This is a genomic window from Acinetobacter portensis, assembly GCF_009372215.1.
Taxonomy (GTDB): Bacteria; Pseudomonadota; Gammaproteobacteria; order Pseudomonadales; family Moraxellaceae; genus Acinetobacter; species Acinetobacter portensis.
On the sequence record NZ_LWRV01000002.1, the window covers coordinates 92,740 to 111,943 of the forward strand.

Sequence of the window (19,204 nt, forward strand, 5' to 3'; positions counted from 1 at the left end):
AAATCACAAACAATTGGATTTTACCCGCACTGATCCTTGTACCGTTCATTGCAGGTTTTGCATGTTGGTTAGTCGATAAGGTTGACCAACACTTACCACGTTACATCGCACTTATTGGTATGCTTGTTACTTTAGGGCTTACTGTTGTGCTTTGGGCTCAGGGTGGATATGACTATTCTTTACAGTCAACACCAGTATGGGCAGCAGAATTCCATCTTGAATGGATTAGATCTTTAGGGATTAACATTCACTTAGCGGTGGATGGTTTATCACTTCTTATGGTTGGCTTAACTGCATTACTGGGTGTACTTGCAGTTGGCTGTTCATGGGGTGAAATTCAGAAGAATGTTGGCTTCTTCCACTTAAACCTTTTATGGTCTTTAGGTGGTGTAATTGGCGTATTCTTAGCAATTGACTTGTTCTTGTTCTTCTTCTTCTGGGAGATGATGCTAGTACCTATCTACTTCTTGATCGCACTTTGGGGTCATAAAGGGGCAGATGGTAAGTCACGCGTTTATGCTGCAACTAAGTTCTTCATTTACACGCAAGTTGCTGGTTTAATCATGCTCATTGGTATTTTAGGTCTTGTGATCTTTAATGCGATTGCGGTAACAGGTCAAATTAGCTTTGCTTATAATGATTTATTACTTGCTGCTCACCAATTAGAAGCTTCATATCCTGCATTTGCTTATGGCTTAATGATCTGTTTATTCATCGGTTTTGCGGTAAAACTTCCAGTTTTCCCATTACACGGTTGGTTACCAGATGCACATGCTCAAGCGCCTACAGCAGGTTCTGTCGACCTTGCAGGTATCTTAATTAAGACTGCTGCTTATGGTTTACTACGTTTTGTTATTCCATTCTTCCCAGCGGCTTCTGCACAATTTGCAGATATTGCGATTATTTTAGGTTTAATTGGTATTTTCTACGGTGCTTGGTGTGCATTCCAGCAAACAGATATGAAACGCTTACTTGCGTACACATCTATTTCGCACATGGGCTTCGTATTACTTGCAATTTATGCAGGTAACATCCTGACATTCCAAGGCTTAATGATCATGATGTTGGCACATGGCTTGTCATCTGCTGCATTGTTCATTATGTGTGGTCAAGTGTATGAACGTTTACATACACGTGATTTACGTTTGATGGGTGGTATTCGTGGTCAATTCCAATATTTACCATTTTTCTTAATGTTCTTCGTTGCTGCGCTTGTGGGTATTCCAGGTTTGGGTAACTTTATTGGTGAATTCCTGATTCTGATGGGTTCATTCGGTAAATTCCCAGCATTCACAATTATTGCTGCTGTAAGTTTAGTGTTTGCAGGTTTATACGGTTTAATCCTGATTCACAAAACATTATTTGGTACGCCAAATGAAGAGCAAAAACAACATTATGCAAGTCCGTTAAAAGACTTAAATGCGCGTGAAGTTGTTATTCTTCTAGTATGTGCTCTTGGTCTTGTATGGCTTGGTCTATATCCACAATCATTCCTTGATATTTCTAATTCAAGTATGGCGTGGTTGGCTCATAGCTACATCCCAGTTCAAGAAGTCGTTGAAGTTGTTCAACAAGCAACTATTCAACCTGAAAATGTGGGGATCCAATAAGTCATGAACTTCACAATGTCGTTTTCTGAGCTTATGCCATTGGCTCCTGTGATGATCGTAGCGTTGACTATGGTTGTCGTGATGATTCTCACCGCAATTAAACGTAATCATAATTTAATTGCGACAGCTTCAGTGGTTGGTTTAAACCTTGCTGTAATCTTAATTTTAATCACAATGTTTGGTGGTAATTTTGTACCATCAAGCGTGATGGGCATGTTTATGGTTGATCCATTTACCATGCTTTATCAGTTAATTATTTTGATTGCATCTCTTGCTTGTTGTACTTTGTCTCATGCTTATATTGAGTCATATAAAGACAACCGCGAAGAATTATATATTTTAATGTTGGGTTCGGTTACGGGCGCAATGTTAATGGTTGCAAGTTCACATTATGCTTCTTTCTTTATCAGCCTTGAGTTGATGTCGATTCCTGTATATGGCTTATTGGCATATACGCATCAGCGTTCTAAATCTTTAGAAGCAGGTGTGAAGTATCTTGTACTTTCAGCGACTGCATCTGCAATGTTATTAATGGGTATGGCGTATATCTACGCTTACACAGGTTCATTATCATTCTATGATTCTGTTCAAACATTGTTGCAAAGCTTAGATCAACCGCTTGTGTTGATTGGTATTGCATTCATTATCTTTGCCGTAGCATTTAAATTATCTCTTGCGCCATTTCATAAATGGACACCAGATGTTTATGCAGGTGCGCCAGCGCCAATCGCAACATTCTTAGCAACAGCTGCGAAAGTTGCAACCATTGGTTTGTTTGTACGTTATTTACTTTCTTCAGGTGCAATTGCAATTCAATCGGTAGTAACAACTTTAACTGTTATTGCTGTGTTATCTATTCTTGTAGGTAACTTCCTTGCAGTTCGTCAAGTGAACTTAAAACGTATTTTGGCTTACTCTTCAATTGCTCATTTTGGTTATTTGTTAATTGGTTTAATTAGCTTAACGTTCGCTAGCCTTGGTAATGTATCTGTTTATGTTATTACTTATGTATTAACGACAATTGGTGCATTTGGTGCAGTAGCGCTTATGTCTAGCCCATATAACAATACAGATGAAGCAGAGAGTCTGGCTGAGTACCGTGGTTTATTCTGGCGTCGTCCAGTATTAACTGCCGTATTAACAGTGATGATGTTATCTCTTGCGGGTATTCCATTAACTGCGGGCTTTATTGGTAAGTTCTTAGTGGTAATGGCTGCTGTAACAGCTCAACATTGGTTCCTTGCTGCAATGATCGTTGTGGGTTCGGGTATTGGTTTGTACTACTACTTACGTGTAATTATCGTAATGTACATGACTCCACCAGAGAATCCACGTATCGACGCTGTAGATCATTGGGGTCAAAAAGTGGGTGGTATCATGGTATTGTTAGCTGCTTTAGCTGTATTGGTGATTGGTGTTTATCCAGATCCAATTATTAGCTTGGCTGTACAATCTGAGATTCTTTCTCCGCTACATATGATGATGAGTTCACGTTAATCTAGATAAAAGATCGACGTAATTTAAAAAAGCCTCCAAATTGGGGGCTTTTTTATTTTTTCAAAATGCAAAATGCATTTATAATGGTGAAAATTTATTTACCCTTTTAGGTGTTCTCCCGTGGCTATCCATGAAATTCAACATCCATTAATTCGACATAAACTTGGTTTACTCCGTCGCGCTGAGATTAGTACTAAAAACTTCCGTGAGCTTGCTCAAGAAGTAACGATGTTGCTGACTTATGAAGCGACTAAAGATTTACCTGTATGTGACCATGAAATTGATGGTTGGGCTGGAAAAGTAACAACTCAGCGTATCGCGGGTAAAAAAATTACAGTTGTGCCAATTTTACGTGCGGGTATTGGCATGTTAGATGGTTTCTTAAATCTAATTCCAAGTGCAAAAGTTTCTGTACTTGGTTTAGAACGTGATGAAGAAACTTTAGAAGCACGTACTTATTACAAAAAATTAGTACCAGATGTACAAAACCGTATTGCAATGATTATTGATCCAATGCTTGCAACAGGTTCATCTTTAGTTGCTGCAATTGATGTATTAAAAGCAAGTGGCTGTAAAGATATTCGCGTTATGGTTTTGGTTGCAGCGCCTGAAGGTATTAAACGTGTTGAAGCAGCACATCCTGACGTTGTTATGTTTACAGCATCTATTGATGATGGCTTAAACGAAAGTGGTTATATTGTTCCTGGTCTTGGCGATGCAGGCGACAAAATTTTTGGTTCAGTTCAAAAAGATTAATTTTGATTTGAACAAAAAAGAGGCTTCTACAGCCTCTTTTTTATATACTGTACAAATAGCATTTCTAGAATAGGGTAGCATCATGAAAGATGAATTATTGCAGGGTAAAATTAAACAGTACGATCCTGCAAAAGGTTTTGGATTTATTGGAACAACAGATGGTGACGTATTTTTCCATATTTCAGATTTCCCTGTGGCAGAAGGCGAACCTAAACGTAATGAACGCGTAAAATTTTTAGCTGTGGAAAATGGCGATAAGTTTAAAGCTGTGCGTATAGAGCGCGTTGAAGATAAGTCTGCGAAAGCGAAAAAAACAAAGGTTGTGACCCACAATAAGTCGATTACAACATCGTTATTATCAAACTTCCGTAAATAATACTGACGTTATTGAAGTATATTTAGATAGATAATAAATATAAAAAAAGAGGCATTTATGTCTCTTTTTTTATTAGAATAATAAACTATAAAAATAGGGGGATTTATGTTTTCTGAGGGGAAAGTTAAGACTTATAATGCCGATAGAGGCTTTGGTTTTATTCAAATTGATGGGGAGAAGAAAGATGTATTCTTTCATATAAAAGACTTTCCAAATAAAAATACTCCACCTGAAATTGGTGAAACTTTGAAGTTTCGAATTGTCGACGATAGTGGAAAGTTTAAAGCTGATAATATTGTTCGAGTAGATTTTAGCGATTCGAATCAAGTTGCAATGAATGTAATGCATCAAGAATATCATCAATATAGAGCAAGAGAACCCAAAGAGTCTAAAGGTTATTGGGGTAAAGTAATTACAATAGTTGGTTTAGCTATTATTGCTGTATTAGGTTTTAAAGTGTATGAAAAATATCAGTTTTACCAAGCGAGCCAGCAATCAAAATTTGAATATTTCAAAGAAATTCAGCTTAAAGCAACAGAAAAAATTAAAGAAAGTTTAGGAAGTTTACCTGATGTTGTGCCGTTGCCTCAAAAAGAAGAACGAAGAGTTCAGACAATTTACAGTGACAGACAAAATACAGCTGACGTGAATCAGTCATTTAGCTGTGATGGTCGCCAACATTGTTCACAAATGCATTCTTATGAAGAAGCGGTATACTTTTTAAGAAATTGTCCAAATGTAAAAATGGATGGAAACCATGATGGGGTTCCTTGCGAACGTCAATTTGGGCGTTGAATTTAAGATTTCTTGGTTATATATCTGAAGTTAATTAATAGAGTTTTTTTATAAGTTAATTTTTGAGCACCAATAAACTCACAATGGAAGTTCCCTCTCTTAATAGGAGAGGGTTAGGGAGAGGTTTTTATGCAAAAATTCCCTCATCTTCTTGTGGAATATATTTCTAATCCTAGAGGGAGAAGGAACTTTTACTTTGTAGGTTAAATAATGATGAGTGATTATTTTTCGATTTATGAAAGAAGTTTAATAAAAAAAGCGCCTTTAGGCGCTTTTTTTATTATGCGTAACTTACTTATTTATCGCAAAATTTCATAAATGCTTTTAAACCAGGACCTTGATACTTTTGACGATGCACGAGCATAAATAATGGACGAGCTAGCTGCCAAAATGGCGTATCTAAAATAACTAAATGTTCTTTTTCAAGTAAAGGTTCAATGGCAAGTTTAGAAATACATGACATACCTAAACCACCTGCTACAATTTTCAAAATAGCTTCGTTATGCCCAAGGGTTAAACGAATATTGGCATCTGGTACATCTTTCAGAATAGCATTATCAAAGACTTCACGCGTACCTGAACCTTCTTCACGTAATATCCATTCGACATCTTTAAAATCATTGATTGTTAAAGCACGATTTAATTTCGCAAGAGGATGATCTGGTGAGCAACATACTGCTAACTCATCATCACGCCAATGAATACACTGTAATTGTGGTAGATGACATGAGCCTTCGATGAGCGCTAAATCGAGTTGAAATTGATTTACAGCTTCAATCATTTGACGCGTATTACCAACTTGAAGTTGTAAGTGAGCTTGAGGCTGAACTTTTAAAAAGTCAGCCATAAGATCAGGCATCAAATAGTCGCTGATGGTGAGCGTTGCACCAAGTCGTAAATCTATACTTTGAAGTTCGCCTTTTGCAGCTTGTTCAAAGGAATCGCAACGACCTAAAATTTCGAGTGCTTGAGGAAGTAGGAAACGACCTAAGTCATTGAGTTGCAGTCTTTTACCTAAACGGTCGAAGAGAGGAGCACCTAAGCCATCTTCTAGATCTGCTAAAGCCATACTTGCAGCACTTTGGGTGAGCTTAACGGCATCGCTTGCTTTAGTTACCGTACCTTCCTGAGCGACTGCTACAAAAACAGCCAATTGGCGTAATGTCATGCGCATGGGTTGAGCCTTAACATATAAAGTTATTCACAAATTATAACGCCATGCTAACATGAGCTTAGTCTTTCATGCCACGTACAAATCATGTCAATTGAGAAATTTAGTCTAGAAAAAGTTTTATCTGTACATCGTTGGACCAATACACTCTTTAGTTTTACCATGACGCGTCCATCTCATTTTAAATTTACAGCAGGTCAATTTGCGCGTATTGGTTTAAAAGTGGGAGATGAATTGGTGGTTCGAGCGTATTCAGTTGTATCTTCCCCATTTGATGAAACTCTAGAATTCTTTTCAATTGTCGTACCTGATGGTGCTTTTACATCGAACTTACAACATTTAAAAGTGGGCGATGAGCTTTATTTAGAAAAGATTCCATATGGTTATTTAACCCTTGCTCGTTATCAATTACCTTTGCCAAAAGATTTATGGTTATTGGGAACAGGAACGGGTTTAGCACCCTTTATTTCTATGCTTCAAGATTTTGAAACATGGTCAAATTATAAAAATATTCATTTGGTTTATAGCGTAAGAACAGCATCTGAATTGGCTTATGCAGATCGTATTCAAGAAATTGCTGAAACATTTGGTGAAGGGCATACAGGTTTTAAATTCACGCCAATTATTACCCGTGACCCAGAAGCGCCATTGCATGATCGTTTGCCTGTTCTGATTAAAAATGGTGAATTAGAAAAAGCTGTTGGATTAGAGTTAAACCCTAAAACTACACATATTATGCTTTGTGGTAATCCACAAATGGTTGAAGATACAAAAGAAGCATTAAAAGCACGTGGTTTAACGATGAACCGTCGTGGTGAAGGAAATATTGCTGTAGAGAATTATTGGTAACGTCCTTTACTCCATCTCCCTTCGGGAGAGGGTAAATCCCTCCCAACTTCCCTTTTTAAAAGGGGGGAGCAGAAGGCACAAAAAAACCTCCATTTTGGAGGTTTTTTATTGAATACATATTTTAATGAACGAACATATCCATAAACTCACGAAGTTCATGAATTGCAGTTTCGACATCCGTCGTTAACCATGTTGGTTCAAAGATCCCCATATAATGTTCTAAGCGATCATAAGGAACGACCAAGCGGATAGGACACTCTTCCTCAAGCAATCGCCAAGGAATAATAGGTACTTCATTATCTAGAAACGACACAATATTACGAATGTCGATGACCATTGCATTAATACATTCGGGGAATGGCATCACCGAAAGTTCTTCTGTACGACGACGAAAATATTCTAAGTCGCCCCATTTAAGAACAAAAGAAGGCTTATTAAACTCAATGATACCAATAAGATGTTGGTCACGAGTGTAGTGCAAGGAACATTGATGTGTGACGTCAGTGTCTAGATCAAGCGTTACACTTTGCTGACGATACGCCATATAACTCTTAAAGTGCATAAATTGGGCGCATAGTATAACTCAAATTTAAGCTTAACAGGCACATATCTATTGAGCGATCTATTCTGCATTTGAATGAAACTAAAAGATGAAAAATATTTAAGCAAAAATATATAAATATCATTGAAATTATGGCAGTGTATTTATTATACAAAATAAGTCGATAAAAATAATTCAAGGAAGGGAACATGACAAAGAACACCAAGAAAAAAACAAATAATTATTTCGCACCTATTGCCATTGCAGGAATCACAGTCGGATTACTTGCAAGTGCATATAAATTTGTTTTTGCAGAGAAACAAGATAAATCGAATGAAATACAGAAAACAGTCAATGAAAAAAAGATTGAAAAAGATGATCAAAATAGAAATTTTGACAAGGAATTTAACGATGGAGATTTTAAAAATGATGAATAATTTATTTAAAAATGAAAATGTTACAAATCAAAAAAAACAGCCTGTACATATTGTAGAAGCTGTAGAAAAAATGGATAAAACCATTGCACGTGTAGAATTTGGGAAAAACGTACGTTTATTTCAAACCGATTATTTAGAGTGATCTAAAAAAGGGAAGAATCACTCTAAAAAAGTATGATCTTTTATACATATTCCGATGCGGCATGTGCAGAAGACCATGCCCATTGAAAGTTAAAACCACCTAAATGACCCGTTACATCTAGAATTTCACCCACGAAAAATAAGCCTTTTTGCTTTTTACTTTCCATTGTTTTTGATGAAACTTCTGTTGTATCCACACCGCCTAAAGTAACTTCTGCCGTTCTATAACCTTCAGTTCCTGATGGTTTAACTTCAAATGCATGCAAACGTGATGCAATGTGTTCAAGTTTTTCATCGCTGATATTGGCAATAGATATTTCTGCTTGTTCTACCCAAATGAGTTGCTGTAATTCCGCAACTACACTTTTAGGGAAATATTCAGACAACAGGGTACGTAATAAAACTTTCGGTTGGCTTTGTTTTTTTGCTTTGAAGAAATCTTTTAAATCTACAGCGGGTAAGAAGTCAATTTTAAAGCTTTGACCTGCATCCCAATAGTTTGAAAGTTGCAGTGAACTTGGACCGCTTAATCCACGATGTGTAAATAATAACGCTTCTGTAAAGCTGTTTAAGTCATTTGAAAGTGTTGCTTCAACGGCATTACCGCTTAAACGAGTGGTTACTTCTTTAAAGCCATCTGTGAATGTAAATGGCACAAGCCCTGCACGTGTAGGATAAACATGATGACCAAATTGTTTGGCAATATCATAACCAATCGCAGAACCGCCTAATGTTGGAATAGATAAACCACCTGAAGCAACCACAACAGATTCTGCATGGAAATAGCCAATATTTGTCGCAACTTGAAAACCTTGATCATCTAAGGCATTTATAGCTTTCACTTCGCAGTTGGTTTTAATATCGACCAAACCTGTTTTTTCACATTCTGCCAAAAGCATCGCTAAAATTTCTTTTGCGCCATTGAGGGTAAATAATTGACCGTGTTTGCGTTCTTCATATTCAATGCCGTATTCGCAAACCATGCCTATAAAGTCCCAGTTTGTATAACGCGACAAAGCAGAAATTACAAAATGCGGATTATGAGATATAAAGTTAGATGGCTCTACATATAGATTGGTGAAGTTACATTTACCACCACCAGACATTAGAATTTTTTTGCCCACTTTATTGGCTTTTTCAACCACAACAACTTTACGACCACGTTGAGCCGCCATATAGGCTGTCATCAAACCAGATGCACCAGCACCTAAAACTAAAACATCGTACTGATTTGCAGACATGACAAACTCACAGGAGATAAAAGCAGGGCATTATAGACAATTTTACGCTGTTTTTCAGACTTATTCTGTTTTAAGGCGACCTTGTAAACCACCTGTATGAATTGCCAAAATACGTGTAGATGGTTTGATCTCTTGTCGTTGAATCATTTGGGAAAGTCCAAACAACATTTTTGCGGTATAAACTTGCTCTAAAGGAATTGCAAATTCATGTTCAAAATTTTGCATAAATTGTAAAAGTTCAGGTGTGGTTTTTGCGTAACCGCCACAGCAAAATTCATCTGTGATTTTCCAATTATATTTATGCGTAAGCTGTTGAACATCTTTCGTTAAAAAATCACCTTTTAAAGCAGAAAAACCAAGCACATTTTGATGTTTTGCACTTGATTCAATCAGTCCTGAAATGGTTCCGCCTGTTCCTACTGCACAACAAATTAAGTTGAAATTCGCTTTATTCGATTCAGTTAAAATTTCTTTACAGCCTTGAATGGCTAAATCATTGGTTCCGCCTTCGGGAATAATGTAATAGTCAGGATATTTTTCTTTTAATTGCGCTAAAAAATGAGCTGAATCTTTTAAGCGATAATGTTCACGGGAAATGAACTCTAATTGCATGCCAAATTGTTGAGCAGTAAATAAAGTATGATTTAAAGATTGATGAGCAAGTTCTTCACCACGAATTATTCCGATACTCTTGAAACCAAATTGATGACTTGCAAAAGCTGTTGCAGCAATGTGATTTGAAAAAGCACCGCCAAAGCTTAAAACACCTAAATAGCCTAAGCTTTTTGCCTCTAGAAAATTATATTTGAGTTTAAAAAACTTATTACCCGAAATCGCAGGATGAACTAAATCTAGACGTTTTATGGTGATGTTTACGCCATGCAATTGAATAGATTGTTCAGGAATATTTTCAGCAATATCATCAAACATAAAATTATAAAAACATTCGGTTATGTGTCTGTTTGATGATTTTAACGCTAAATATAAGATTGAGATATTCATTTAAATTTTGATGAATCATTTATAAGAAAATAATATGTATGTTTTTTATTCAGTAATGCTATGCTGATATTGAAAATAAGGAAGAGGGATTTGCTATGAAAAATACAGCCCTAGTTTTAATTATATTCGGAAGCTTTAGTTTAGTGGCATGTGATACACAAACAGCAACGGAACAGCCTCAATTAGAAGCACGTACCATGATTATTGGTGGCGTTCCTGTTCACGATAAAGATTATAAAATAGATGAAACATTGAATAATCGAATTCAGCAAAAATAACAGCTACATTTCATTAAATTTTTAAAGCAAATTTTTACGTGAAAGCGTAAACTTGCACAGAATTTTTTGCTCATATTTCCAAGGTGTTTTTGTGGAATCATTCTTAATTTTATGCTCGATTGCATTTGCCCTAATGTTGGGTGCGGTAAGTCCTGGTCCTGCATTTATTTATGTAGCAAAAAATTCGATAGGTGTTTCACGTAAACATGGTTTATTTACAGCTTTAGGTACAGGTACAGGCGCAGCCTTATTTGGTTTGTTAGCTGTATTGGGCTTACAAGCCATCTTGTTGGCTGTGCCATCTGCATATTTAATATTAAAGATTTGCGGTGGTATTTACTTACTTTGGCTTGCGTTCAAAATCATTCGTCATGCAAAAGAACCCATGAGCATGGGAAGCGATGAAGCAAAACAAATGACATTTGCACAAGCATATCGTTCGGGTTTGGTGGTGCAACTTAGCAATCCTAAAATTGCGATTATTTTAGCCAGTGTATTTACAGCATTATTACCAAAAGAAATTCCAACTTATTATTATTTTGTTTTGCCTATTTTGTGCTTCTTTATCGATGCTGGTTGGTATTCATTAGTGGCAATGGCACTTTCAGCCGAAAAGCCACGTAAAGTTTATTTAAAGTTTAAAAAAGTATTTGACCGAATTGCAGGCGGTGTAATGACGGTTTTAGGCATTAAACTTATTTTTGGTATGAAATAGCTTTTAAATCAAAATGTAAACTAGAACACAAAATAAACATTAAAATCGAAATTGGCTTGATATTATACGCGCTCTAAAAATAGCCAGTGATAAAACTAGGGGAAATTATGCTAAATAAATCATTACTTGTAACGGTTTTGGGTTGTTTGTTTTTAACTGCATGCTCAACTGTTGAAACATCTAAAACACTTCAATCTCCACAAGTTACTGCTGCAACATCTGCGGTACGTTATAACGGAGTGAAAACACCTGTATCTATTGGTAAGTTTGATAACCGTTCAAGCTACATGCGTGGTATTTTTTCTGACAATGTTGACCGTTTAGGTGGTCAGGCAAAAACAATTTTAGAAACGCACTTACAGCAAACAGGTTATTTCTCTGTTTTAAACCGTGACAATTTGTCTGAATTACAACAAGAAGCAGGTTTCTCTAAATCAAGCCAAGCGATTAAAGGCGCACGTTATGTATTAACGGGTGATGTTTCTGAGTTTGGTCGTAAAGAAGTAGGCGATCATCAATTATTTGGTATTTTAGGTCGTGGTAAAACACAAATTGCTTATGCAAAAGTGAACCTAAATGTCGTAGATGTAAAAACTGCTGAAGTGATTCATTCTGTACAAGGTGCAGGCGAGTACGCATTAAGCGAACGTGAAATTTTAGGCTTTGGTACAAATGCATCTTACGATTCTACATTGAATGGAAAAGTACTCGATTTAGCAGTTCGTGAAGCTGTAAATAATCTTGTTTTAGATGTTCAATCGGGTAAATGGTCAATTCGATAATAGGTTTTAGCTGATGAAAAAAACAGTTTTAGCACTTATCGGACTCAGCCTTATTTTGGTTGGATGTGGTGGCGGAGCAACATCTTTGTACCGTTGGGGGGCATTTCCTCAACAAACTTATAATTATATGAGTGAGAAGTCGAAGACATCTCCTTTAGAGCAAATTGCACATCTTGAAAAAGATCTTGAAAAATCTAAAGCAGAAAATCGTGCTGTACCACCAGGTTTATATGCACATTTGGGTCTATTGAATTTAGATATTCAAAATGCGCAACAAGCTGCTATGTATTTTCAGCTAGAAAAGCAGGTTTATCCTGAATCTACTGTATTGATGAACCGTTTGCTACAACGCATGGGTGCTAAAAATTCAAATGGAGTGAAAAAATGAAAAAATTCAGTCTTTTCACTTCTATGGCTTTGAGTTTAAGTTTATTTTCTACTTATGCATTGGCAGATCAAGTTGAAGATCGTGCTGCTTATATGGCACATGTACCTGCTTCTATTTTGGTTTTACCACCAATTAATGAATCGCCAGATACGCGCGCAACCAATAGCTTTTGGGCTACGGTAACACCGCCACTTGCAGAGGCAGGTTACTATGTATTTCCTGTGACTGTTGTTGATACCATGCTTAAAGAAAATGGTGTGACCAATGGTTTCGATGCACAAAGTATTCCTTTGAAAAAGCTCAAAGAAATTTTTGGTGCAGATGCAGTGATGTATTTGAAAGTGAAGCAATATGGTTCGCAATATCAGTTGATCGATTCGGTTGTTACGGTTGAAGTTGAAGCGAAGTTGGTTGATTTGAATACAGGTGCTTTGCTTTGGGAAGGTCGTAATAAGCAACGCCAAGGTAGTAATGACAACAATAATTCTTTAACGGGCATGTTGGTTTCTGCTTTGATTAATCAGGTTTCGAATCAAGTGAGTGATACGGGGTATGATGTTTCTCGTATTGTGAGTTCGAATTTGTTTTATGTGAATCAGAAGAAGAATAAGGGTTTGTTGTATGGACCTCGTTCACCGAAAGCAGTTCAGAATGCAAATTAAGATGTAAAAAATCCCCTCGAGTAGGGGATTTTTTTAATTCAGTAATTACTGTAAGAGCAAATGTTAAAAATAAATTAATTTGTTCCATTGAATAGGGCTGTGATTTGGGTATTGCCGATTTGGTGATGGTAGTACCCGCGATTTTTTTACATTGGGATGGTTGTTGGTTTAACTGCTTGGGTTGTGAGGGCTTTGGTGCTTAGGGCGAATGTGAGGAATAAGGGTTTTAATGTTTTCATAGGTTTCTTTTAGGTTTTAAAGTATTGTATCATTTTTATCATTTTTATCATTTTTATCATTTTTATCATTTTTATCATTTTTATCATTTTTATCATTTTTATCATTTTTATCATTTTTATCATTTTTATCATTTTTATCATTTTTATCATTTCTTGGATATGTTTTAAATTTAACATTATAGTAAGCAGTATCAAATAAAATTGAATAAAAGTAACTATATGGCGAAGAATAGGCAAATTGGCTCCATTAGGAATGAGTTGGTTAAGAAATCTAGAGAATCGGCTTTAGCTGCTGTCCAAATATTTAATAATCCTAGTATGAGTTTTAAATCGGAATCTTTTATTGTCTTAATGAATATTGCGTGGACATACTTAATGCATGCTTATTTCCGGAAAGAAAATATTGAATATCGATATTTTAAAATTATTAATGGAAGAAAGAGATTTGATAAAACGTCTAAGGGTGCTTATAAACATTGGGAATTAGAGCGATGTTTAAATGATGCCAGTAGTCCGATTGATCGAGATTCGGCAAATAATTTAAGATTTTTGATAGGACTCAGGCACGAAATTGAGCATCAAATGACAAGTCGAATTGACGACTTATTAAGTGCTAGATTTCAAGCTTGCTGTTTAAATTATAATACTTACTTAAAACATTTTTTTGGTGATAACTTAGGCATTGAAAATCATCTTGCATTTAGTTTGCAATTTTCAACTATTAATACAGAACAAAAAGAATTATTGATCGATCAGGAAAATCTACCTAAAAATATCGCATCTTATATATTGGATTTTGATGAATCCTTAGCTCAGGAGGAGTTTTCAAGTCAAAAGTATGCTTACAGAATCCTATTTGTGCCTAAGACAGCAAATCGTAAAGGTCAAGCTGATAGAGTGATTGAATTCGTCAAATCTGATTCACCGTTGGCTGAAGGTATTAATAAAGAATATGCTGTCATTAAAGAGACTGAAAAAGCCAAATTTTTACCTAAACAAATTGTACAATTAATGCAAAAAGAAGGATTTAAAGCCTTTAATATGTATAAGCATACTATTTTAGTTAAACAACATAATGCAAAAGATCCAAAAAATGGTTACGGAACTTTTGTTGCTGAAAAGCATTGGCACTATTATGAAAATTGGCTGCAAATAGTTAGATTATATTGTCAAAAAAATTTAACTTCGTAATTTTATTTGAGGTTGTGGAGGCGACATGGATGTCGCCGTTCACTTGTGGTACAGGGATGTATCATGAAGTGAACAAGAGCTTTTTGTTACCTTGCAAAGTTGCACTTTTCATCTTTCAAAAGTAAAGCAATGCCTACGCAAGGAAAATATGTTTTATAAATTCAAAATGAGGCAGTGATTCAATAAATCCTCTCCCTAACCCTCTCCTTTAAAAAAGGAGAGGGAACTTTAAGGCATAAAAAAGCCCCTACAATGTAGAGGCTTTTTCTAATCTTAATCCAACAATCAAGAAACTTTGTCACCAGCTTTAGCACCAGTTTCAGGAGAAATCACCCAAACACCTTCGCCATTACCCGCAGCTAAAACCATACCGTTAGAAATACCAAAACGCATCTTACGTGGTGCAAGGTTAGCAACCATTACCACCAATTTGCCTTTTAAGTCTTCAGGTTGGTAAAACTCACGAATACCGCTAAACACATTACGTGGTTCAGCTTCACCGACATTTAAAGTCAATTGAAGAAGCTTGTCAGAACCTTCTACAGTAGAAGCTTCTAAAACTTCAGCCACACGAAGGTCAACTTTCATAAAATCATCAATATTAATGATTTCAGCTTCGCCTACTTTAGGTTCAGGTTTCTTTTCTACCTTCTTCTCTTTTTTCTTTTCCACTTTTGGCGCTTCAGCAGGAGCCGCTAAAGAATCTTTAGAAGCATCTACCATGGCAGCAACAGCTTTCGGGTCAACACGTTGCATCAATGGTTGGAACAATGCAATTTCATGACCCACAAGAATCGTTTCACGAGAAGCGAAGTCAAACGCATCTAACTGTAAGAATGCTTGAACTTGTTCAGCCAAAGTCGGCAACACAGGCGCAAGGTAAACAGCCAATTGACGGAATAAGTTAATACCTACAGAACAAACGTCATGAACTTGTTGTTCTTCGCCTTCAATTTTCGCGAGTGCCCAAGGCTTTTTCTCATCGATATATTGGTTGGCTTTATCCGCAAGTGCCATGATTTCACGAATAGCAGCAGAGAACTCACGCGCTTCATATTGAGAAGCAATAGAAGCACCTGCATCAATAAAGCTTTGAACCAATTCAGGCTCTGCACATGTTGCACTTAACTTATTATCAAATTTAGTATTGATGAATTTTGCACAACGGCTTGCGATGTTTACCACTTTACCAACAAGGTCAGAATTCACTTTTTGAACGAAATCATCAAGGTTCAAGTCAGAATCTTCAACTTTGTCAGAAAGTTTAGACGCAAAGTAATAACGTAAATATTCAGGGTTTAAATGCTCTAAATACGTTTCCGCTTTAATGAATGTACCGCGAGATTTCGACATTTTCTGACCATTTACAGTCAAGAAACCATTTACGAATAGACCTGATGGCGTACGGTAGTTTGCACCTTCAAGCATTGCAGGCCAGAACAATGCGTGGAAATAAACGATGTCTTTACCAATGAAGTGATACACCTCATTTTTAGAATCTTTTTTCCAATAATCGTCAAAGCTCAGTTCAGGACGTTTGGTTTTAATGTAGTTTTCAAAGCTCGACATGTAGCCAATTGGTGCATCTACCCAAACGTAGAAATATTTGTTTGGCGCATCTGGAATTTCAAAACCAAAATATGGCGCATCACGTGAAATATCCCAATCATTTAAGCCATTTTCAAACCATTCATCTAACTTATTCGCAATTGAAACAGGTAAACGACCTTCATCACGTGTCCATTTTTGTAAGTATTCTGCAAAGTTTGGAAGTTTAAAGAAGTAATGATCTGAAGATTTTTCTACAGGAGCAGCACCGCTTAATGTCGATTTTGGATTTAACAGTTCAGTTGCGTTATACGTTGTACCGCAAACTTCGCATGAATCGCCGTACTGATCTTCCGCTTTACATTTAGGGCATGTGCCTTTAATGAAACGATCTGACAAGAACATGCCTTTTTCAGGATCGAATAACTGAGAAACAGGACGTACAGCAATATTGCCTGCTTCACGGTTTTTAATATAAATTTCAGATGAACGTGCTTTGTTTTCATCGCTATTTGTAGAGTCATAATGGTCAAAATGAACACCAAAACCATCAAAATCACGTACATGTTCTTTTTGAACATTGGCAATTTGTGCTTCAGGTGAAATGCCATTTGCTTCGGCACGTAGCATAATTGCAGTACCGTGAGCATCATCCGCACATACATAAGTCACGTTATGACCCATTGCACGCATGGCACGAACCCAAATATCTGCTTGGATATAACCGAGTAAGTGACCCATATGGATTGGACCATTGGCGTATGGAAGGGCGTTAGTAACTAAAATATTACGCACGGATATAACTCTCTCATTCGTATTTTATGCAATGGGCATAATTTTACATGAGATATCGCGCAGATGCACAAAGGTTTCAGTGAAATCTTTTCATAAAGTAAATATTTATATATTGCGAAGCCAATAACAGTGATAATAGTCTATTAAAGTAATGCCGAAAGAGTGATAAACCCATGATCGATGATGATTTTGATTTCGACCAACCTGTAACGCGTATTCCGCAAAATGAGCAGCGTAATAAACAGCTGGGTAATCATATTTTAAAAGAGGCAGAACAATATTTAGAAGCCATTTCTGCAGATGAACATACTTTTTTAGTTCAAACGCTTCAATCATTATCGAAAAATGAAGAATATTTTAATGTTTTGGCAGATCAGCTCAATCAACCTTTGGGTGAGAAAGTTGCCAATGATGCGTTAAATTTACTGTATTTTTGGCGTGAAAACCAAAATTTTGAAAATGCATCTGAATTTAAATTATTAGATGTGATTAACGGTGAACATTTTCAAACAGAAATGTTGAAAGCTTTTGATGCGCTTGAAATTGGTGACAATAAAGCACAACGCAGACTTGTGATTTTAGAAGCTTTAAAACTGTATAAACTCGGTTTTCATGCAGGTTGTATCCCTGTTTTATATGCACAGTTAGAAGGGATTTTGACAGAAGTTTTAGTTCAAACAGGTTTCTTAAAGCAGAACGGAACAAAATTTGTTGATGTTTATAAAATTGTTCCGGGCTTAAAAGGTAATGAAATTAAAAGCTTGTGGCATAAGTCGAAAATTGCAGTTGAATTAAACCGTTATTTTGCAGAATTAGCGGCTTATAAAATGGATAGCAGCTCTGTGGTAACGGCAACGCGTCATAATATGTTGCATGGTACAGATGTTGAGCATTTTAACCAAGAACGAAGCTTTATTTTATTTATTTGGTTGTTTAGCGCAGTGAGTTTTATCAGTACCGTTCGTGCTTAAATAATTATTTCGTTACCATCCAATTTTTTCATAAGTCACTTTTAGATTTATGAAAGAAGTCGAATAAAGCAGTTTATTTTTCTTGTGAAATAAGCTGCTTTATTTTTGTCGCTTTCTCGAAATGATCAAGCTGATGTATTTGAATCCACCACGTTGCAACTTGCATTAAAGTTTCAGGATCATCATTTTTATTGGCAAAGAATGCATAAAAAGATAAGCCGACATTTTCACCTTTATTTTTAATTTTTTTATCACAAATATTGATGATTTTTTCTTTTAGTAAATGATTCAGCATGTTAGTCGCTTTAATATAAATAAGAATGAAAGAGAGACTATACGCAATTTTATGTATCTACTTTGTTTCTATTTGATGAATTAATTTTTTTTTAAGACATTTATCTGTATAAATAATAGTTAAGTCCATTTAATAACAATGAGGGAAAAATAATGTCGAATACGAATAATTTAGATGATTTAAAGAATAAAGCTGCTGAACTTGGTGAAGATGTAAAACTAAAAGCCAAAGAAGTACAACTTGAAGGCGAAAAACTTGTAGATGATGTAAAGCATTCTGCAAAAGAAGCGAAGCTTGAAGGTGAAAAAGCTTTAAATGATTTGAAAAAAGATGCGAATGAACACAATGGTGATTTAAAAGATAAATTAGATCATCTAAAAACGGAAGCAACTCAAAAGTTAGATGAAGCGAAGCTAAAAGCCAATGAGCTCAAGCAAGATGCTTCTGAAAAATTTGATGATTTTAAAGCGCAAGCGACTGAAAAACTCGATGAGCTTCAGAAAAAAGCATCGGATATTCTAAATAAGTTTAAAGGCTAATTTATTTCATCTTTCAAAATTTTATTTTAATCAAAGCGAGAGTCATTTAAATGGCTCTCGCTTTTTTAATGTTTCAAATAAGCAAATACAATAGACTTCCTTCATAAATCATTTTTCAATCAATTTAATTGTTTATCTTTCACCCAATCTAAATTGTATATGCCAGCAAGTAAATTAAACCGCAGGTTTAATCTTTTACGACGATTTCTATATACACAAGATAAAATCTTAAAACATTTCATCCTTCCAAATACATGCTCTACTTGAATTCGTCTACGACCAATCTCTCTATTTAACTTTTTTAATTCAGAATCTAATTTTTCAGTTTTCTTTGCTTTAGATGGCATGAGGCATCCAAAACCCAATTTTTTTATCCCTAAATACC

Annotated in this window: 23 protein-coding genes; 16 read left to right on the plus strand and 7 right to left on the minus strand. The window is 35.8% G+C overall.

Features of this window, described 5'->3' with window-relative positions:
* The first annotated feature begins 2 nt into the window (after positions 1–2).
* The 5 genes from nuoM (at position 3) to A6M14_RS14300 (ending at position 5,034) form a co-directional block, all read left to right on the plus strand.
* Complete coding sequence (gene nuoM, locus A6M14_RS00465) at positions 3–1,610, plus strand: NADH-quinone oxidoreductase subunit M (RefSeq protein ID WP_188110828.1); 1,608 nt, start codon at positions 3–5, stop codon at positions 1,608–1,610.
* 3 nt (positions 1,611–1,613) lie between these two features.
* Complete coding sequence (nuoN, locus tag A6M14_RS00470) at positions 1,614–3,107, plus strand: NADH-quinone oxidoreductase subunit NuoN (protein WP_152872814.1); 1,494 nt, start codon at positions 1,614–1,616, stop codon at positions 3,105–3,107.
* A 120-nt stretch (positions 3,108–3,227) separates the two neighbouring features.
* Positions 3,228–3,863, plus strand: coding sequence for a uracil phosphoribosyltransferase (upp, locus tag A6M14_RS00475; protein WP_163121031.1), 636 nt, complete (start codon positions 3,228–3,230; stop codon positions 3,861–3,863).
* An 82-nt stretch (positions 3,864–3,945) separates the two neighbouring features.
* Positions 3,946–4,239 carry a cold shock domain-containing protein gene (locus tag A6M14_RS00480; protein ID WP_152872815.1) on the plus strand — a complete coding sequence of 98 codons (294 nt, stop codon included), beginning with the start codon at positions 3,946–3,948 and terminating at the stop codon, positions 4,237–4,239.
* A 105-nt stretch (positions 4,240–4,344) separates the two neighbouring features.
* A complete protein-coding gene (locus tag A6M14_RS14300; protein ID WP_152872816.1) occupies positions 4,345–5,034 on the plus strand; it encodes a cold shock domain-containing protein in 690 nt (229 codons plus the stop codon).
* Between the two features lie 295 nt (positions 5,035–5,329).
* Here A6M14_RS14300 and gigC read toward each other — a convergent pair whose 3' ends face one another.
* Positions 5,330–6,208, minus strand: coding sequence for a LysR family transcriptional regulator GigC (gigC, locus tag A6M14_RS00490; protein ID WP_152872817.1), 879 nt, complete (start codon positions 6,206–6,208; stop codon positions 5,330–5,332).
* A gap of 84 nt (positions 6,209–6,292) precedes the next feature.
* Between gigC and A6M14_RS00495 the strand changes: the two genes are divergently transcribed.
* Positions 6,293–7,054: a ferredoxin--NADP reductase gene (locus tag A6M14_RS00495; protein WP_152872818.1), complete on the plus strand. Its 762-nt coding sequence runs from the start codon at positions 6,293–6,295 to the stop codon at positions 7,052–7,054.
* Between the two features lie 121 nt (positions 7,055–7,175).
* On the opposite strand, the gene A6M14_RS00500 is transcribed toward A6M14_RS00495, so the two are convergent.
* Entirely contained in the window at positions 7,176–7,598 is a 423-nt protein-coding gene (locus A6M14_RS00500; protein ID WP_152872819.1) for a hypothetical protein, read from the minus strand.
* 206 nt (positions 7,599–7,804) lie between these two features.
* Between A6M14_RS00500 and A6M14_RS00505 the strand changes: the two genes are divergently transcribed.
* Both A6M14_RS00505 and A6M14_RS14050 read left to right on the plus strand, forming a co-directional pair.
* Positions 7,805–8,032, plus strand: coding sequence for a hypothetical protein (locus tag A6M14_RS00505; RefSeq protein ID WP_152872820.1), 228 nt, complete (start codon positions 7,805–7,807; stop codon positions 8,030–8,032).
* Entirely contained in the window at positions 8,022–8,174 is a 153-nt protein-coding gene (locus tag A6M14_RS14050; protein WP_171500217.1) for a hypothetical protein, read from the plus strand. Before A6M14_RS00505 ends, A6M14_RS14050 begins: the two co-directional genes overlap by 11 nt.
* 40 nt (positions 8,175–8,214) lie before the next feature.
* Here the strand turns inward: A6M14_RS14050 and A6M14_RS00510 are convergent, their stop codons facing one another.
* Positions 8,215–9,414 carry a BaiN/RdsA family NAD(P)/FAD-dependent oxidoreductase gene (locus A6M14_RS00510; RefSeq protein ID WP_152872821.1) on the minus strand — a complete coding sequence of 400 codons (1,200 nt, stop codon included), beginning with the start codon at positions 9,412–9,414 and terminating at the stop codon, positions 8,215–8,217.
* Positions 9,415–9,474: 60 nt separating this feature from the next.
* The gene (locus tag A6M14_RS00515; protein ID WP_152872822.1) at positions 9,475–10,344 is read right to left on the minus strand and encodes a 1-aminocyclopropane-1-carboxylate deaminase/D-cysteine desulfhydrase; all 870 of its coding nucleotides are present in this window, start codon (positions 10,342–10,344) and stop codon (positions 9,475–9,477) included.
* A gap of 167 nt (positions 10,345–10,511) precedes the next feature.
* Between A6M14_RS00515 and A6M14_RS00520 the strand changes: the two genes are divergently transcribed.
* The 6 genes from A6M14_RS00520 (at position 10,512) to A6M14_RS00550 (ending at position 14,671) form a co-directional block, all read left to right on the plus strand.
* Positions 10,512–10,694, plus strand: coding sequence for an NF038215 family lipoprotein (locus tag A6M14_RS00520; RefSeq protein WP_152872823.1), 183 nt, complete (start codon positions 10,512–10,514; stop codon positions 10,692–10,694).
* Positions 10,695–10,827: 133 nt separating this feature from the next.
* Positions 10,828–11,409, plus strand: a complete 582-nt coding sequence (locus tag A6M14_RS00525; RefSeq protein ID WP_152872836.1) for a LysE family translocator — start codon at positions 10,828–10,830, stop codon at positions 11,407–11,409.
* Between the two features lie 107 nt (positions 11,410–11,516).
* Entirely contained in the window at positions 11,517–12,191 is a 675-nt protein-coding gene (locus A6M14_RS00530) for a CsgG/HfaB family protein (RefSeq protein WP_152872824.1), read from the plus strand.
* Positions 12,192–12,204: 13 nt separating this feature from the next.
* Positions 12,205–12,579 carry a DUF4810 domain-containing protein gene (locus A6M14_RS00535; RefSeq protein ID WP_152872825.1) on the plus strand — a complete coding sequence of 125 codons (375 nt, stop codon included), beginning with the start codon at positions 12,205–12,207 and terminating at the stop codon, positions 12,577–12,579.
* On the plus strand, positions 12,576–13,241 hold the full coding sequence (locus A6M14_RS00540) for a DUF799 domain-containing protein (protein WP_152872826.1): 666 nt from the start codon (positions 12,576–12,578) through the stop codon (positions 13,239–13,241). Before A6M14_RS00535 ends, A6M14_RS00540 begins: the two co-directional genes overlap by 4 nt.
* Before the next feature lie 458 nt (positions 13,242–13,699).
* Positions 13,700–14,671 (plus strand): DUF3644 domain-containing protein, encoded by a 972-nt coding sequence (locus A6M14_RS00550; protein WP_152872827.1) that lies wholly within the window; start codon positions 13,700–13,702, stop codon positions 14,669–14,671.
* Between the two features lie 285 nt (positions 14,672–14,956).
* Here the strand turns inward: A6M14_RS00550 and metG are convergent, their stop codons facing one another.
* Positions 14,957–17,014 (minus strand): methionine--tRNA ligase, encoded by a 2,058-nt coding sequence (gene metG / locus A6M14_RS00555; protein ID WP_188110826.1) that lies wholly within the window; start codon positions 17,012–17,014, stop codon positions 14,957–14,959.
* Between the two features lie 173 nt (positions 17,015–17,187).
* Here metG and A6M14_RS00560 point away from each other — a divergent pair, with 173 nt between their 5' ends.
* Positions 17,188–17,985 carry a hypothetical protein gene (locus tag A6M14_RS00560; protein WP_152872828.1) on the plus strand — a complete coding sequence of 266 codons (798 nt, stop codon included), beginning with the start codon at positions 17,188–17,190 and terminating at the stop codon, positions 17,983–17,985.
* Positions 17,986–18,058: 73 nt separating this feature from the next.
* Here A6M14_RS00560 and A6M14_RS00565 read toward each other — a convergent pair whose 3' ends face one another.
* Positions 18,059–18,280 (minus strand): DUF6500 family protein, encoded by a 222-nt coding sequence (locus tag A6M14_RS00565; protein WP_378226831.1) that lies wholly within the window; start codon positions 18,278–18,280, stop codon positions 18,059–18,061.
* Positions 18,281–18,432: 152 nt separating this feature from the next.
* Here A6M14_RS00565 and A6M14_RS00570 point away from each other — a divergent pair, with 152 nt between their 5' ends.
* Complete coding sequence (locus A6M14_RS00570) at positions 18,433–18,819, plus strand: hypothetical protein (RefSeq protein ID WP_152872829.1); 387 nt, start codon at positions 18,433–18,435, stop codon at positions 18,817–18,819.
* Positions 18,820–18,938: 119 nt separating this feature from the next.
* Here the strand turns inward: A6M14_RS00570 and A6M14_RS00575 are convergent.
* On the minus strand, positions 18,939–19,204 hold a 266-nt coding region (locus A6M14_RS00575), incomplete at its 5' end, for a transposase family protein (RefSeq protein ID WP_081310355.1).

Coding starts and splice junctions, on each gene's coding strand:
- nuoN (WP_152872814.1), top strand. CDS start 1,614: ATGAACTTCACAATGTCGTTTTCTGAGCTTATGCCATTGGCTCCTGTG.
- A6M14_RS00480 (WP_152872815.1), top strand. CDS start 3,946: ATGAAAGATGAATTATTGCAGGGTAAAATTAAACAGTACGATCCTGCA.
- A6M14_RS14300 (WP_152872816.1), top strand. CDS start 4,345: ATGTTTTCTGAGGGGAAAGTTAAGACTTATAATGCCGATAGAGGCTTT.
- gigC (WP_152872817.1), bottom strand. CDS start 6,208: ATGCGCATGACATTACGCCAATTGGCTGTTTTTGTAGCAGTCGCTCAG.
- A6M14_RS00495 (WP_152872818.1), top strand. CDS start 6,293: ATGTCAATTGAGAAATTTAGTCTAGAAAAAGTTTTATCTGTACATCGT.
- A6M14_RS00500 (WP_152872819.1), bottom strand. CDS start 7,598: ATGGCGTATCGTCAGCAAAGTGTAACGCTTGATCTAGACACTGACGTC.
- A6M14_RS00505 (WP_152872820.1), top strand. CDS start 7,805: ATGACAAAGAACACCAAGAAAAAAACAAATAATTATTTCGCACCTATT.
- A6M14_RS14050 (WP_171500217.1), top strand. CDS start 8,022: ATGATGAATAATTTATTTAAAAATGAAAATGTTACAAATCAAAAAAAA.
- A6M14_RS00510 (WP_152872821.1), bottom strand. CDS start 9,414: ATGTCTGCAAATCAGTACGATGTTTTAGTTTTAGGTGCTGGTGCATCT.
- A6M14_RS00515 (WP_152872822.1), bottom strand. CDS start 10,344: ATGTTTGATGATATTGCTGAAAATATTCCTGAACAATCTATTCAATTG.
- A6M14_RS00520 (WP_152872823.1), top strand. CDS start 10,512: ATGAAAAATACAGCCCTAGTTTTAATTATATTCGGAAGCTTTAGTTTA.
- A6M14_RS00525 (WP_152872836.1), top strand. CDS start 10,828: ATGTTGGGTGCGGTAAGTCCTGGTCCTGCATTTATTTATGTAGCAAAA.
- A6M14_RS00530 (WP_152872824.1), top strand. CDS start 11,517: ATGCTAAATAAATCATTACTTGTAACGGTTTTGGGTTGTTTGTTTTTA.
- A6M14_RS00535 (WP_152872825.1), top strand. CDS start 12,205: ATGAAAAAAACAGTTTTAGCACTTATCGGACTCAGCCTTATTTTGGTT.
- A6M14_RS00540 (WP_152872826.1), top strand. CDS start 12,576: ATGAAAAAATTCAGTCTTTTCACTTCTATGGCTTTGAGTTTAAGTTTA.
- A6M14_RS00550 (WP_152872827.1), top strand. CDS start 13,700: ATGGCGAAGAATAGGCAAATTGGCTCCATTAGGAATGAGTTGGTTAAG.
- A6M14_RS00560 (WP_152872828.1), top strand. CDS start 17,188: ATGATCGATGATGATTTTGATTTCGACCAACCTGTAACGCGTATTCCG.
- A6M14_RS00565 (WP_378226831.1), bottom strand. CDS start 18,280: ATGCTGAATCATTTACTAAAAGAAAAAATCATCAATATTTGTGATAAA.
- A6M14_RS00570 (WP_152872829.1), top strand. CDS start 18,433: ATGTCGAATACGAATAATTTAGATGATTTAAAGAATAAAGCTGCTGAA.